General features: G+C 31.4%; 12 protein-coding genes. 2 read left to right on the forward strand and 10 right to left on the reverse strand.

Annotated features, from left to right (window positions below):
• Nucleotides 1–29: 29 nt before the first annotated feature.
• The 8 genes from MKY02_RS12095 to MKY02_RS12130 all read right to left on the reverse strand — a co-directional run bounded on the left by MKY02_RS12095 (nucleotide 30) and on the right by MKY02_RS12130 (nucleotide 9,978).
• A complete protein-coding gene (locus MKY02_RS12095; protein WP_340709066.1) occupies nucleotides 30–2,747 on the reverse strand; it encodes a glycosyltransferase in 2,718 nt (905 codons plus the stop codon).
• On the reverse strand, nucleotides 2,734–2,991 hold the full coding sequence (locus MKY02_RS12100) for a hypothetical protein (RefSeq protein ID WP_038181180.1): 258 nt from the start codon (nucleotides 2,989–2,991) through the stop codon (nucleotides 2,734–2,736). Before MKY02_RS12100 ends, MKY02_RS12095 begins: the two co-directional genes overlap by 14 nt.
• A gap of 20 nt (nucleotides 2,992–3,011) precedes the next feature.
• Nucleotides 3,012–4,337, reverse strand: coding sequence for a glycosyltransferase (locus MKY02_RS12105; RefSeq protein WP_164491922.1), 1,326 nt, complete (start codon nucleotides 4,335–4,337; stop codon nucleotides 3,012–3,014).
• Nucleotides 4,331–5,587: a glycosyltransferase family 4 protein gene (locus tag MKY02_RS12110; protein ID WP_340711238.1), complete on the reverse strand. Its 1,257-nt coding sequence runs from the start codon at nucleotides 5,585–5,587 to the stop codon at nucleotides 4,331–4,333. The genes MKY02_RS12105 and MKY02_RS12110 overlap by 7 nt, the downstream gene beginning before the upstream one ends.
• Nucleotides 5,588–6,218: 631 nt before the next feature.
• Nucleotides 6,219–6,512: a hypothetical protein gene (locus tag MKY02_RS12115; RefSeq protein WP_038181174.1), complete on the reverse strand. Its 294-nt coding sequence runs from the start codon at nucleotides 6,510–6,512 to the stop codon at nucleotides 6,219–6,221.
• Nucleotides 6,494–7,474 (reverse strand): anti-sigma factor, encoded by a 981-nt coding sequence (locus tag MKY02_RS12120; protein ID WP_038181172.1) that lies wholly within the window; start codon nucleotides 7,472–7,474, stop codon nucleotides 6,494–6,496. The genes MKY02_RS12115 and MKY02_RS12120 overlap by 19 nt, the downstream gene beginning before the upstream one ends.
• A gap of 2 nt (nucleotides 7,475–7,476) precedes the next feature.
• On the reverse strand, nucleotides 7,477–7,953 hold the full coding sequence (locus MKY02_RS12125; RefSeq protein ID WP_038181170.1) for a sigma-70 family RNA polymerase sigma factor: 477 nt from the start codon (nucleotides 7,951–7,953) through the stop codon (nucleotides 7,477–7,479).
• A gap of 372 nt (nucleotides 7,954–8,325) precedes the next feature.
• Nucleotides 8,326–9,978, reverse strand: coding sequence for a MutS-related protein (locus tag MKY02_RS12130; RefSeq protein WP_340711241.1), 1,653 nt, complete (start codon nucleotides 9,976–9,978; stop codon nucleotides 8,326–8,328).
• Nucleotides 9,979–10,339: 361 nt separating this feature from the next.
• Here MKY02_RS12130 and MKY02_RS12135 point away from each other — a divergent pair, with 361 nt between their 5' ends.
• Complete coding sequence (locus MKY02_RS12135; RefSeq protein ID WP_340711243.1) at nucleotides 10,340–11,314, forward strand: hypothetical protein; 975 nt, start codon at nucleotides 10,340–10,342, stop codon at nucleotides 11,312–11,314.
• Nucleotides 11,315–11,514: 200 nt separating this feature from the next.
• Here the strand turns inward: MKY02_RS12135 and MKY02_RS12140 are convergent, their stop codons facing one another.
• Nucleotides 11,515–12,096, reverse strand: a complete 582-nt coding sequence (locus MKY02_RS12140) for a M15 family metallopeptidase (protein WP_340711245.1) — start codon at nucleotides 12,094–12,096, stop codon at nucleotides 11,515–11,517.
• 352 nt (nucleotides 12,097–12,448) lie between these two features.
• Here MKY02_RS12140 and MKY02_RS12145 point away from each other — a divergent pair, with 352 nt between their 5' ends.
• Nucleotides 12,449–14,242, forward strand: coding sequence for a S9 family peptidase (locus MKY02_RS12145; protein WP_076034893.1), 1,794 nt, complete (start codon nucleotides 12,449–12,451; stop codon nucleotides 14,240–14,242).
• A 74-nt stretch (nucleotides 14,243–14,316) separates the two neighbouring features.
• On the opposite strand, the gene MKY02_RS12150 is transcribed toward MKY02_RS12145, so the two are convergent.
• Nucleotides 14,317–15,207 (reverse strand): patatin-like phospholipase family protein, encoded by an 891-nt coding sequence (locus MKY02_RS12150; protein WP_038181160.1) that lies wholly within the window; start codon nucleotides 15,205–15,207, stop codon nucleotides 14,317–14,319.
• Between the last annotated feature and the right edge of the window lie 296 nt (nucleotides 15,208–15,503).

Here is a 15,503-nt window from a genome sequence, read left to right on the forward strand (position 1 = left end):
TCACTTCCTTTCAAAATAATTTCAACATCTCAATTCATACTAGAAAAATATTTTATAATCTGTTTATATTTTCTTTTCTCATATAGAGCAGCAAATTTTTCTATATCCACGGATTTTTGAATTATATACTCTTTATACAATGAATATATCTTGTAGAGCGTATCAATAGCCTCTTGTTGTTCCTCATGCTTAATTTTTTTAATTCTAATGAGATACCAATTTCTAAAGTAGAAGTTAAATCTTCTTTCCATATATAAATCCAACAGGTCATTTTTTATCAAAAACGGTAGTCTTTCTTTCTCTAATGTATAATACTTTTCAAAAAACGCTTTCGTTACCGTATTCGTGACAGATCCAGACACAGCTGCATAGTAAATATGTATATCCTTATCAATCACAGCCCCTTTACTTGAATGCAACAGTAATTCTTGGAAGAATAACGTATCTTGTCCACCTGCATTTTCAACCATTCTCAAATTGTTATCGATGATGATTTCCCTTTTCACTACTAATGCCTGAATACTTTGTGTCCTTAAATCGGTATCCATTAATAGTTTTTTGGGATCATTAATAATGTCGCTACGACAAGCATTAATTACAGTTTCAAAATATTTAAAATTACCAATTTTAGAATTATTTAACTTAATCATATTTCCTATGGCTATATCTATTTCAGTATTATTTATTAATATATTTAACAATTTGTCATAACCATCATTAACAGCTTCATTGTCTGGATCTAAATACGTCACATATTCGGTAGTGGCAAGTTCTGCTCCCTTATTTCTAGCTCTAGAAGCACTCCCACTTCCTCCTTCACGATAGAAATAGGTTACGACGTTAGGATGTTCCCTAGCTATTCTATTTATTGTAGCGATCGTCTCTTTTTTTGAAGAACCATCATCTATAATGATGATCTCCATCATTTCGAAAATACTACTTCTTTTAAGACTATTAAAACACTTGTTTAACAAGTATTTTCCATTATTAAAAACAGGTACGATGACAGATAATTCATACGTTCTAACATCACTTTCTAATTGATCATTTTTAAATGCTGTATTTATTTCAAAATGATCAATACAATAGCCATTTTCTCTTATCTGTTTTTGCTTCATATTCAACAATTCATTTGCTTGAAAAGCTTCTGACCAAAATACTGTTTTATATTTATCTGTCATCTCATTTATATAAGCATGTTCAAGACCTTCGACTAGCTCGCTGCCGTGATAATAACTATTTTTTGCAATATAATCAGAATTCGTATATTTAAATCCATTTATCATATCTTCTAGGTAATACTCTTGATAATTGTATTTTGAATTAAAAAAAGCGATAAAATCATAATCTTTTTTTACTTTTTCATCAAAGTCAGCTTCAGTTATTAAATGCTTTTTTACATACGTTTGATTTTCAAAATCTCGTATAACATCATCACTCATTAAATTAGCAACAACCAGTACTTTCTTAGAATATAGTTGCCTGTTAAAACCAATACAGTCTAATAGATAATTAAATCTTTCAAACGTAGTATGAGAAGACATGACATTTCTAATGCCCACCACTTGATGTTTATACACTTCTTCATTAGTAAACCCATTCAGAATATCTTTTAACTCGTTCCGGTCATTCACTAGAAATACGTTTGGAAACTTATCATTTACCCCTACACTATAATTAGAGATAATAATATTTCCTATTGCTTGTAGTTCGTAAATTCTATTCGCAAACATTGTTTCACTAAATTTAATTGAATTTAAGTTGATAGACCAATCATATAATTTATGAACTTTTTGAAGATATTCATGTTCTATAGCTGGTGAACTATATTGTAAATACTTTGATGGAAAGAAGTAGTTAGGCTTATTTAGTTGAAAATTTCTATCGACTATTTTTAATCTTCTATTAGCCTTGATTACTCCATCAAATATTTCAATTGTTTCCTTTTGTCTTTCTGGATATTTGTTAAGCCATGATCCCGCAAAGAAAACATCACTACTTTTTTGAATATTTTTTATCCCAATTGGATTATGATAAAGTGGATTCACACCAAACTCTAATACAAAGATGTTGTTATGACGACAGTCTTTTTGATAACTTTCAATCTTCTCTACTGCTGTAGTAAATACATACTCACATTTTCTTGCTAATCCTATGAATGCTTCATAGTTAACAGGATCTTCTTTAGAGTAAAACACCGTTTGAACTTTATTCTTTTTAAAAAAATGTATTATTTTATGTGCTTCTTCTCTTTTTCGTGAAGAAGGATTCCCTAAACCTTCCCAAGCCTTATCCAAGCCCTTCCAAGTACTAACTACTAATAAAATATCTAGTTTGCTTTTATAATTTTTGTAATTAGAAAATGTGATCGGATAAAAATTTGCTACATCTTTGTAGGACTGATATAAAAACTCATCCGCTATGATTCCAACATTCACTTTATACTTTTGATAATAACGACTGCCGTTGCTATCTGGTATCATTTCAAGTAGCGGTTTTATACTTTCAAAATACTCGAAATCAGCAACTTCTTCCCTATAAGATAAATACTCTTCTTTATCCATTTTGATTGATGTATCTGTCTCGTCATTGAATAAAGAAATTGGTTCCATGGCTATATTATCAGGTAATTTGCAATTTACTAATAAGTGATTAATCTCATATTTCTCTTTTTTTATAGCATTCTCGATTAGTTCTTTTCTCGATTTGATTTGATTGATTTGCTCATCCAAATTAGCTATTTTCATTTTTCTTGCCTCGCTTAATTCTTTTCAATAATCTCCAATATGCATAAGTAACTTTTGCTAGTTTTGCATTACTGATTGCATAATGCTGGGCAGATAATTGTTTATACGACAAAAGTAACTTTTCTTCACTTTCATAAATTCTTAAAAGCTCTTCAAAAATGCTTATTTTCGACTGCTTTTCATATATTAGTCGTTTCGTTAGTTGATCCAGCTCTTCAGATGTGTCATTTGTTTTTAAATCCAAAATTAACACTCCTATTATTTTTAATGAGATATGGTTGTTTCCATCGCTAAATAACCTGATATTCTCTTTGAATAAACATTTAGGAAGCATTCTTTTTCGCTTTCCCAATTATAAATTTTACTAGCCTTTAAACTGTTTTCACTCAATTGGTTATGTAATTCCCTATCCTCTAATAGTCTATTCACTGCATCAGCAATGGCACTTGGATTATGAGAATCGATACATATTCCTGTATTTTCTCCCTCAATTACTCTTTTGATTTCAGGAAAGTCGCATGCTACTACTGGTACACCTGCCATCATATATTCAAATAATTTATTTGAAGAAGCTGAATAATGATTAAAATTTGTGTTATTTAATACTTGGAATCCGAGATAAGCGTTCTTTGTATATTTCGGTAATTCACTGAGTGGTACTTTTGGTATAAATTTTATCTTCTCTTGAAGATTCATTTCATTCACCATTTTGACTAAATCAGGTTTAATTCTACCGTCGCCAATTAATACAAGTATTCCTTCCTTAAATTTTGGAACGGCTTGTATTAATTGTTTCAAGCCCCTTCCAGCTTGTATTCCTCCCTGGTAAAGAAGTATCTTTTCATCTGCAGGTAGCTGAAGTATTTTATGAAGATTTACTCTTTCATTTAAAACTTCTGTATGCAAAAATGGATAGTTATGCACTACATTCGGATAAAATCCATATAAATCTTCATTGTATTTAGCTCTTGTATGATTTTCTACTATCATAGAATCAATTCTTTTAATAAAATGCTGCTCCACCATGCCATAAATTGGACTATCATAGCCCGTTCTACTTGTTTGTACTTCATGGGAATCATAGATAAGTGGTTTCTTTTTCAGTCGCCATTTGGAACAAATAAAGCCTTGGGGCAATGTATTTAAGTCGTTGGAATGATACAGATCATACTTTTTTTTGCTGCCCTTCATAATCATCCGACAAATTATACTCCCTCTAATAAGCACTGTTTTAACCTTTGTCTTTAAAAGAAGTAATCCCAGAAAAGTTAATGAAAGAGTTGCTAAAGGAAAAAAATAAACTGAAAACACCCAAATGAATGCCGCAACTCCTCCTGCTAATTTATACTTCAAACAAAATCTGAGACATGACTGAAGTATGGTAAAGAGAATGGGGTATCTCCGAACTCTAAAGACATTAAAGTTTTCACTTCTCTTTTCTTCAAATTTCATTTTTTTATCAGTTGGATCATGAATACAAATAAGGTCTACTTTATAGCCCTCTTCTGATAACGCGGTACATTCCCTCAGTACTCTAGCATCGTTAGTGAAATTGTTCCAAACAAACATACATACGTTTTTACTCATAATGTTAAATCCCTATCAATTTTTCTATTTAATGGCTCTATTTCTCTGAATTTATAATCACTTTCAAATAAACATGTTAGTTTTTTTATATTTTTTTCCCATAAAAAATGTTTTTTTATCAAATTCGTACTGTTATTAGCTATTTCTTGTCGTATTTCAGGATTATCTTTTAACTTCAAAATATATTCTACTATTTCAGCAGCATCTCGATTTTCAGAAACAAAGCCTGTTCGATTATTTTCTATAAGTTCTTTTGAATATCCCGAAACAGCTGCTACAACTGGCAATCCAGATGACATATAATCTATTAATTTACCTGGTAAGACTGTTTCAAATACCTCTTTATCATTTAATGCCAATACACCAACATGATGTTTTGCATTTAACATTAAACACTCATGTCGAGTAGTAGGATTTTCGATTGTTACATTAGCCAATTTGTTATCGCTAACAAACTTGAATAGCTCATTTTTCTTTTGTCCATAGCCAACGATAGTGATCATAATATGGTTCTCGGCCAAGCGATAAACTAATTTTTTGAGAAAATCTACATCCTGAGCCAGTCCAATATTTCCTGTATAGATGACTTTAAATTGTTCATCTTTTTTGTTTACTGCATTTACCTCAAATTCTCTGGCAGCATTTGGAATGAATGTGATTTTGTTGCGGTCTACTTTTGACTTTTTCACTATATAATCCATAAAACCAATGCTATTAATGACGATGTAGTTTGCTTTTCTATATAAATAAATTTCTAATATGGAAAAAAACTTAATGATCCACTTGTTATTAAAAACTCCAACCCCTTTTAATGATTCGGGCCAAAGATCTCTAATGTCTAAAATAAATTTTGATTTATACTTAATTTTCGCTATGACTCCAACAAATGCCATAAATATAGCTGGCGATGTAACGAATACTACATCATATTTTTGTTTATCAAATAAAACAAAAAATAGCATTTTTAATGAGATTTCAATATAGTGGATTAATCTATTTAACATACTAAATGCATATTTCCTATTTTTAACATGTACTCTATGAATATTCTCATGATCATTTAACGTTTCATTATTCCAGAACTTCCTATCCTCATAAAGGTGTTTGTTTGGATAAGAAGGTTCTGTAGTCAAGACAGAGACTTCATAGTCATCTAACTGTAGTAATTGAAAAATATTATTCATTCTATTTGCGTGGCTACCAATTTCAGGATGAAAATTTTGAGTGATAATCAATACTTTAGTTTTTGACAATTAGAGTATCCTCCTAAATTAGATGGTTTTATCGAAACCGTTTTTCATTACATCTGATAGCCTGTTCATTGTAACATTTATTTTTACATTATTTGTTAATGTAATGATTCTTTATCATTAACAAATTGTAAATTTTTATTAATAAACGTAAATCATCGGGGTTTATTAATAAATTCAATACATTTTAGCATTTGTTTCATATTATCCATTATCTTCACGCTTTCTTTGGATTTTGTAATACATAATCCATCGATTGAAAGAGTGAACATTAATCTAAAAGTTAAATAGTATTGTCATTTTATTAAATTTGTAAATGAATTGTTTATGTGTGAGCTGCAGTACGGCATACATATCATTTAAACTGGATGTACTGTTTGTCATACCTGATGATTGTAATGTAGTTTTTTTTAGCTCTCCTCAGTAAAGGAAAAATACTGGGGCTTACAAAATAAAATGCCCTCCAATAAATTTGGAGGGCATTTTAGATTATGAAATTAACTACTTAAATTAAATGACTACTTTTTTTATGTAGTGATATACTTCGCGTCATCACTTTAATTCAGTGAATAATAATTAAAAAACCAACAATCAATTTGTTCAGGCATCATAAAGTCATTTATGAAAGTTTTTCTTATGGAAACGGAATGATAGCCCAACCAACAAAAAATATGACAATCATAAAGAACACCAAAAAACATCCAAGAAAAATGCCCAAAATCCCGAGAGAACGGCTGGATTTTGAAATAATGGCAAGGATTCCGAAAGCAAATGTCAAGATAATGAAGATAGTAGAACCACTAATGAAAGGGGCGCCATAACCAATGATAATCCAACTATTAATCATAATAAGAATCCATAAGCCTAAGCCAACACTAGCCCAGCCAAACAAGCTAAAAATCGATTGTTTTAACGCACCCAATTCCATAATTTAACCTCCCCAAGTTTTAAGTGTTTAATCATTGTGTTATCTTTTAACTGTTCAATCTCTGCTTTAGGTCCTGTAATGACGACAGCGTAGGTTTTCATGTCTTGTTTCTCTAAATAAGATATTCTTTCTTTCAGTTCCAAATTTTTATGTGAGGAAACAGCTGTCGCAATATCCTCATAATTAGCTAAAAAGTGAAGAATCGACAAAAAAGTTTGTTCATGAGATGTAGAATTTTTAAATGGTGACCAATTTGTATAATCTTGTTGTACAGGATAACCAATTGGCGATACAACATTACCATTAGCACTTAGCATTTTGTCTTCTACACCTGTATAGATCGCTGCCCATGTGACATCTACTTTCGGCATTTCCTGAATTACTTCTTCAACTGTAAATAAATTGTTTAAAGAAATATATGCTTCCACAACCGTCTCATCAGGTAATCCTTTTAAGACTTGCCACTCCTCAGATGTATTAAATTCAGCTTGATTTTCTGGATGAACTAACCACTGGTTTGTTATAGTCGGGTATTTTGGATACGTTTTTTCTAACTTAGAAGTAGTCGTTTTTTCTACTAAATCATTCAACATAAAGCGTGTATCATAATGTTTAATCGGGTAGACCTCATCACCAATCTGCTTATATTGCTCAAAAGATAATAGCATCGAAAAAAGTGAAAAATCCATATCAAATTCAAGTTCCTCTAACGTAGTATTAGGGTCTGTTACATAAAGTGTCTGGCTTGTAACATCCATTAATGTTGTGGATTTTGTACCAAAAGCATAATACAAAAATGTTAGCATGTAGCAAGTAGGAACAATTAAAAGTGCAATTGTTAGCGTCGTTAAAATAAGCTTCCTTTTAGATGATGCAATGGCTTTTTTTACAACATTAGTAGAAGGTGTATTTATCTTTTCACTATCCTTTGCTTGTTGTAATAATTGTTCATAAGAATCCATCTCTATTCCTCCTTCACAATAAGTGCTCGCATTTTTTTACGTCCTCGCGCTAAATGACTTTTCAATGTATTCAATTTCAAATTTAGAATGTTTGCTGCTTGTTCGTTTGTACAGTCATTCACATCACATAACAAAATAATCTGTTTTTCAATTGGTTTAATTTGTTCTAATAGGCTTAATAGTTTTAGATATGCATCTTGTTCTACAATGATTTGTTCCGGTGTAGTCGAATAGATTTGATCAACGTTGTCTGATATCATATACCGGAGCTCTTTCCGTGTACTGTCGATATATGTATAGTAAGCTACCTTAAAAAGCCAAGGTTTGATATCTTGAATTTCTTGACCAAGCAGAGTGATATGCGCTTTTGTAAAAGTGTCCTGAAGCAAATCCTCAGCAGTAGTATGATTTTTGGTAAGTGAATATAAATAGCGATATATATCATTCATATAGGTGATATATATTGTTTCTAGCTCCATCTTTTCCCACCTTTCACCCTATCCTCGTTTAAAGACTAAAAAAAGTTGCAAAATATTTTAATAATTTCAAAATAATTATCTGATGCAATGTTGAACTATTCGCCTTCCGAATTATAAAATTTTATAGTTCTTCAATTTCAAAATTTAAAGTAATAAGATAATAAGTTATACAACTCAAATAGCCGACTATCAACTTGAATGATAGTCGGCATATTGTGTTATTGGAGATTATATTATCTCAACATACAATTGATTAGCTCTAGAGTCTTTTTCAAACATAGTGATTATTCTTATTTGCAATGTTATTTATACTAATAGGCTATTTCTCGACGGGGCGTTTTTTTCAATTTACAATCTTTTAAATTCTTCCATTTATTTCCATTCATGCTTTTCTAAGAAATACTCGGCTAACCCATTCGCCTTGTTTGTTATGCTTTGTGGATAATCCAATATTTCAAGAAGCTTAATCGCATTTTTCGTTTTTGACGGTCCAGAATGAATTGTATAATCAAAATGAACTTGACCATTTTCAATCGACTCACTGAAGTGATAATTTGTATAAGTACTTTTGGCGATTTCGGTTAATTCGATATCATGAGAAGCAATGATATTCATACCTTTATTCAAAGAAAGCCATTCCATCATAGCAGCCGATGCTGCTATCCGTTCAATCGTATTAGTTCCCTTTAGTATTTCATCAATAAATGAGATGCATGGTTTACCTTGCTCACACAGTTGGATAATACGTTTGAGTGACTTAATTTCAGCTATAAAGTAACTATCACCATCTAAAACATTATCTTGAATCGCCATTGAAGTTACAATATAGCTAGGTTTCATTGTCCAGTTTTCTGCTAACACTGTATTAATCGTTTGTGCCAAGATTGTATTAATAGCAATTGCTTTAATATACGTAGATTTCCCTGATGCATTAGACCCTGTAATGAGTGTGCTCTTGTATAGATTTGACGTGTTTTTTACTGGTTCATTGATAAGTGGATGAAACATATTTTTAAATGAAAGTTCCTCTTTCTCCATAAATGTAGGGATACAATATGTATCTAATGATTTTCTGTAAAACGCAACTGCTACCCCTGCATCCAGTTGACCAATAAGTTGCCATAAATCACGGTATTCTTCTTTATGTTTTGAAATCGTTTTAATAATATTGTTATAGGTAATAAAATCCAACAAAAATAGTATACGAATGTATTCAAAAATAATATCAAAATCTCCGTTGCCTCTTCCTATTGAAGTAATATTGCTTAAAACTAGAACTTTTTTGATTGGCTGAACTTTGACTTTGAACTCGTCCGCAAATGTTGTAAATTCCAAATGTTTGACGGATGCAAAGCGTTTACCAGTATTGATGATAGCTGCTATGTACGATGTGGAGTATAAATTATTCTCTAACGCTGGTTTATTTTTATAGTATACAAATAAGTTAATTAGAAAAGATCCTACTATACTAAAAATCCCGTACTTTAAGCTGAAAAACATCAAAATGGTTGAAGCAAATGGCATTAAAGCAAGCAATACATATATAGCTACATATTTTAAGTTACTTTGATTCTCATAAAAAAAGGAAGACGAGTTTGTATAATCTTGTTTTCCAAGCCCTGATAATATGCGTAGGATGTCTTCTCTTAATCCTTGATTACTCTCCAGTAATGTGTAAAGTCTTTCTTTATCTTGTATATTTTTAAGAGATGGATCAATATCTCGAAGCTGATTAAATAAATATTCCGATCCAACAGAAGTCTGTGTGTAATTTACCTTTTTGAAAACAGTATTCATAGCAAGATCATCCCACGTCAACTGATCTATCCCGTCATATCTTTGTTCATTATTCTTTTTATTTTCCCAGTACATTGACACTGATTCATCATGTTCACTTTTTGAATTAAACTTTCCTAATTCCCATTCTTTCCTAAACTTTTTTAGTCTTTTCTTTTTTATCATTAAAATATTATAGATAAAAAAAGCGATTGCAACTATTACAAGAATTATTATTAAATTCATCATTTCTTTTATCCTCTATTTTTTGACCTTTTTTCATTTATAAGTTTGTTCGTTCTATATTTATTAGTTTAATTCTCCATATAAGAAATGCTTAAAAGCCACAATTAACCACAATACATAATAATTGTAAAATATACAACAAATTAAGTAAACTAAAAAGAGTAACATATAAGTAATATTGCAAGAATTGCGATTAGATCAAATGCAAATAATATCGATAGGAAAAAAGCATCCTTTTTTCAGCTACTTTTAGGAAGCAGTTGCATTTGTAAATAAGAACTTTAAAAACTATAATTCTCCATTATTTAATTAAAGCAGATTAGTTAAATAACGGAAAAAATATAATGTAATGGAGTATGGTATATTGAATCAAAATGTTAATGTTTCAACATTTGAACTAGCGCAAGAATCTGTTAATTTCGTTATATTATGTCCTTTTAACTTGCCTAATGACTGTTCAGTTCAGGATATATCTCTAAAAGAAGAAACAAGAAGTTCTCGTTCTTCGATACGTTTTGAAATTTCAAGTAAAAATAGAGTAGTAAGAGTAAAACAGTTTTATTATGATTGGGGAATTCCTACTGTATATGCAGATACTAACCTTGTTTCACCTGGTAAATCTTTCGAGATTAACGGGATTGTTGGTTTTATTGGTATAGATTACAAAGGAAATCAAGCTGCTTGTTATGCTAGATGGTTCACAAATGTAGAATTATCTGTTTTAAAAGGAAGATTTGAAGAAGATGAGCTTATAAGAATTATTGAATCATTTACACCAACGGGGTCGTTTGCTATTAAAAAATTGGGAGAAAAATCATATACAACTACGAGTTATACAGCAAGATATGGTATACCTAAGTGGCAAGAAGATGAGATTTCTAGGGTGAAATGGTATGAAAATAATTTCGATATCAACAAACAAATTTCTTTGCAAAACATTTATATACCAGCATTTGAATATCAAGATTTTTTCCTGGATTCAATAGGATTCAATCAATATAAATTTGGTGTAGAAACTCATTTCCTATATAGATCAAAGGTTAATTATACTGATGGTATTTGGTTTTGGCTAGCTCCAGAAGAGATGATCGAAAATCTCTCTTATAAAGAAGGAGAAAATATAGGAGTAAGACAAAGTTGGAATGTTAAAAAAGAAAAATTCTTAATAGGAAATATAGAAATAACAATATTATTACATAAACAAAATACACAATATTATGGTTGGTATGCTCATTGGAAGATTGGGAGATATATTTATCAAGTATTTATTCGTCCATCAGTAAATTTTAATATAGAAAAGTTTACTGGATTTATTAAGACTTTACATGAAGTGAAATAAGAAAAATCAGTAAATATCAATTACCTTAGTTCACTAATGGCGAGCTTTAATTAAACAAATGATTTATTCAATACAAAAAAATTAAGGTTGATTTTACACGACTTAAAGCTCAAACTCTGTTTTTTTAATACCTTAGTTGCAACATTCTTTAAGAGAACGGACCAAAAAATGACCATCTCCAAAGCAAACATTTGGGATGGTCATTTTGTATTATGATCTTCAGCTAAGCGATACCCTTCTTGAAGCATAGGAATACTCAATCCGAAGGTCATTTGTAAGTGCGGATAATCTTTGAATTTCCGCCAATCTCCACCCCATTCAAATCCAAGCTCCTTTGCTAGTTCAGCAACTTCGAACCAATCAGATTGTCCATTGTGATTGCCATCATATTCAATATCCCATTCTATTCCGTCATTTATATTCTTAATGGCATAGTCAAAGGCTAATCCATAATTATGAAAAGATTCTCCTCCCTTTGAATATGTGACGATGTTGCCTTTAGTAGATCTACCTTGGTTGTACAACTCATCCTGCTTTTCAAATGGTCTAAGCCCTTCTGTTATCATGACATCAATATCTATTTCAGCTGCTTTTTTTAATAAGATGTTTTTATTCTCTTCCACAATAGGATGTAGCTCCGTTGGGATTGGCGCCTCATCCCCAAGAAGAACATATTTGTCATCTTCTATTTGGCTAAATTTATACAATAAACTAAAGGTAATAGTAAAAATAATAATAATAATGATTCCTGTAATTAAGATGTAATTAATACTGCTCTTCATGTATAACTGTCCACCTCTATAAATAATTCCCATTAGTATGAAGCATTCAATTTTCCCCATTCATTATAACGTAAAAAGGCAAAAATAAAATGCTTGAGCTCGGTACAATACTGAACTCAAACCCTTACAGCTCCATGATTAAGTAGTTTATTGACAATATATTCGTTTAAAAACAAGTAAACCCTTAAAAAGATGACCTTAATTGGAATTTAATTACATTTTTTATTTTATCTTGTATAATATAAAGTAAGAATATTTAGATATCTCTTTTGTTTACATTCGAGCATTTTATAATTGTACATATTAAGAGATGTTACTCGTATTTATTAACTTTAAGAAAAGAGGAATAGCTATGATTCAGTTTGGAAAGCCGGATATAACAAATTTTTTACAAAATTTAACCGTTAGTGATTTTGCCGTAAGTCCTGATGAAAAGCAGATTGTATTATGTACGAATTTTAATGGTCATTTTAATCTATGGGGAATGGATGTAGAGAAAAAATTTCCATATCCACTAACTTTTAATAATCAAATCTCTAATTTTATTACATATTCGAAAACAGGTGAATTCCTTTTAGCTGGATTTGATAAAGATGGTGATGAAAATAGCCAAATTTATGCGATTGCACCTGAGGGAGGAAGCCAAGTACCTATTCGCTTTAAAGAGGGAGAGCGTCATCTCTACGCACATTTGACCGAGAATGGTAAAAATCTATATTACTCTACAACTGATGGGAATGCGAAGTATTTAAATAGTCTAGTTTATGACATTGAGAGTGGTAAGGAAAAGATACTTATAGAAGGTAGTGTTGCGCCTACTTTTATCGCTACAGTTAGCCCTGAAGAAAAATCATTTGTTTATATTAAATCGTTTGGTAATACGAATTCATTAGCATATGTACAGACCGATGTTGAGAATGTATTGCTCACACCACCAACGGATGAGCAGCATACAGTATCCGATTTTGTATATACTTCTGAAGACGAAATTTATTTTTTAACAAACTATGATGACGATCTTAGCTATTTAGCGAAATTTGACATTCAGTCGAGACAATTTAAAAAGGTGCTTCAATTAGAAAAAGAAGACTTTACAAGTATTTATTATTCAAAAAAAGAGAATGCACTATATATTGTTGGTTCTTATGGTGTAGAGGATCGGCTTTATCGTTATACAATTGCAGATGGAACAAATGAAAAAATCGAAATACCTGTAGATATTATTGAGAAAATGGTTATCATGCCAAGCGGACATTTATATTTGCTTGGGAAAACGGCTACGAAACCAAATAATATTTTTGTTTCAAAGGAAACAGGAAGTTCCTGGTTAGAGTTAACGCACTATAGAGTACCAGGTATTCGAGACGAGGATTTGGTGGAACCCGAAGTGCTGCGCTATCCATCGTTTGATGGTTTAGAAATTGAGGCACTCTTATTCAAGGCAAAGGAAGAAGATTCGAATGGTTATGTTATTTTATGGCCACATGGTGGTCCACAAGCTAATGAACGTAAATCATTTCGATCGATGTTCCAATTCCTTGTTAACCAAGGATACTCTATTTTTGCACCTAACTTTAGAGGATCATCGAATTATGGTTTAAACTTTATGAAAATGGTTGAAGGTGATTGGGGTCATGGCCCTCGTCTTGATAATATTAGGGGGATTGATTGGCTTATTGAAAAAGGCTATGCAGATCGTGATAAAATGCTGCTTTTAGGTGGTAGCTATGGAGGCTATATGGCACTTCTCCTACACGGCCGTCATGCAGATTATTTTAAAGCGGTTGTCGATGTTTTTGGTCCAAGTAATTTATTTTCATTTATTGAATCTGTTCCGGAGTTTTGGGGACCATTTATGAAGCAATGGATAGGTGATCCAGAGAAGGATAAAGATAAATTAATAGCTGATTCACCAATTACGTATTTAGACGGTATGACTAAGCCTATGTTAGTTATTCAAGGGGCGAACGATCCTCGTGTTGTACAAAAGGAATCTGACCAAATCGTAGCTGCGTTGACGGAAAAAGGACGAGAAGTGGGATATACTGTGCTAGAGGATGAGGGACATGGATTCACGAAAAAGGCGAACGAAATTTTCGTTTATAAAAAGATACTGGAATTCTTTAATACAGAAATAAATAAATAACTGTAATAACCTCCTATCAAATTAATTGGTAGGAGGTTTTTACAGTTTTAAATTTATAATAAACAACTTTATTACTAAAAAACGTTTTGCCACGTTTTTAAAAATTGCAATGTGCTTTCTCTTCCAATACTGATTAAACTTTCTTTTGTTTCTTGATTTAGATCAAATTGTGTCGCGCTGTAATTTTCAACGGGTATGAAAATAATGTCCTTTTCAAGTCTACGAGAAATATATCGCTCATCATGTGCATCTTTCATAGTTGTAAAGAGTGCTTCAAATAATTGGAGTCCATTATTAATTTTTTGCGGTTCCATTTCTTCTCTAGGATGACTTAGCTTCAATCCAATAACTGGCCGTTCTTTCCAACCACTATCATCATCAAATATCCATATCGGAAAATTACTAAGTACTCCTCCATCTACTACTATTGATTCTTCATTTGCAATCTTTAGTTTGACCGGCTCAAAGAAAAAAGGAATTCCACAGCTCATTCGTAAAGCGCGTGCAACTGAAAATGACTCCCCATCTACCCCATAGTTTTTTAAATCGTCTGGGAGTACTAGCATTTTGCCATTCGTTAAATCAGAAGCGATGAGCTTTAAAGAACCGCTTGGTAAATCACCAAATGTATAAATGCCTTTAATTGCTAGTTTTTTATAAAACCATTTTTCTAGTGCTTTTCCCTGATATAATCCCATTTTAAAATATAGATTTAGCCATTTCAGAAATGACAATCCAAACAATGTTCTAGGTGGATCAAGCAACGAAGAAACATCCAGTTCATCTAACATCTTCTCTATTTCAGTTGAGGTAAATCCAGCTGCGATAAAACTTGCGAAAATAGCACCTGCACTCGTTCCAGCTACTCGATTAAAATGAATGTCCCTTTCCTCAAGCACTTGATACGCTCCTAAATATGCAAATCCTTTAATTCCCCCACCAGAAAATACCCCATCGACAATCAATACTTTTCCCCCTTCATCCGTACTGATAACTCCGTAAGAAATGAGAGCGTTATTAAGAACTTATGTCGAAAATGCCGTGAAAATGTTTCTTATCTAAATTAATTTATTTTGATTAGATTTAGAAAAAGGAAGTATTAAGGTCATCCTACAAGGTACCATCAGTGAATAATCGTTCCATTCATTTAATAGATTTGCAGATTCTTTAGGATGAAGAAGGATATGACTTATTTATAAAATGTGTAGAAGATGACTTCGATTGGAATGACATAGAACTTCCATACCATGATAAAGAATGT

Origin of the sequence: Viridibacillus sp. FSL R5-0888 (assembly GCF_038009105.1) — a bacterium.
In the GTDB taxonomy this organism is placed as follows: domain Bacteria; phylum Bacillota; class Bacilli; order Bacillales_A; family Planococcaceae; genus Viridibacillus; species Viridibacillus arenosi.

Coding starts and splice junctions, on each gene's coding strand:
- MKY02_RS12095 (WP_340709066.1), bottom strand. CDS start 2,747: ATGAAAATAGCTAATTTGGATGAGCAAATCAATCAAATCAAATCGAGA.
- MKY02_RS12115 (WP_038181174.1), bottom strand. CDS start 6,512: ATGGAATTGGGTGCGTTAAAACAATCGATTTTTAGCTTGTTTGGCTGG.
- MKY02_RS12120 (WP_038181172.1), bottom strand. CDS start 7,474: ATGGATTCTTATGAACAATTATTACAACAAGCAAAGGATAGTGAAAAG.
- MKY02_RS12125 (WP_038181170.1), bottom strand. CDS start 7,953: ATGGAGCTAGAAACAATATATATCACCTATATGAATGATATATATCGC.
- MKY02_RS12130 (WP_340711241.1), bottom strand. CDS start 9,978: ATGATGAATTTAATAATAATTCTTGTAATAGTTGCAATCGCTTTTTTT.
- MKY02_RS12140 (WP_340711245.1), bottom strand. CDS start 12,096: ATGAAGAGCAGTATTAATTACATCTTAATTACAGGAATCATTATTATT.
- MKY02_RS12145 (WP_076034893.1), top strand. CDS start 12,449: ATGATTCAGTTTGGAAAGCCGGATATAACAAATTTTTTACAAAATTTA.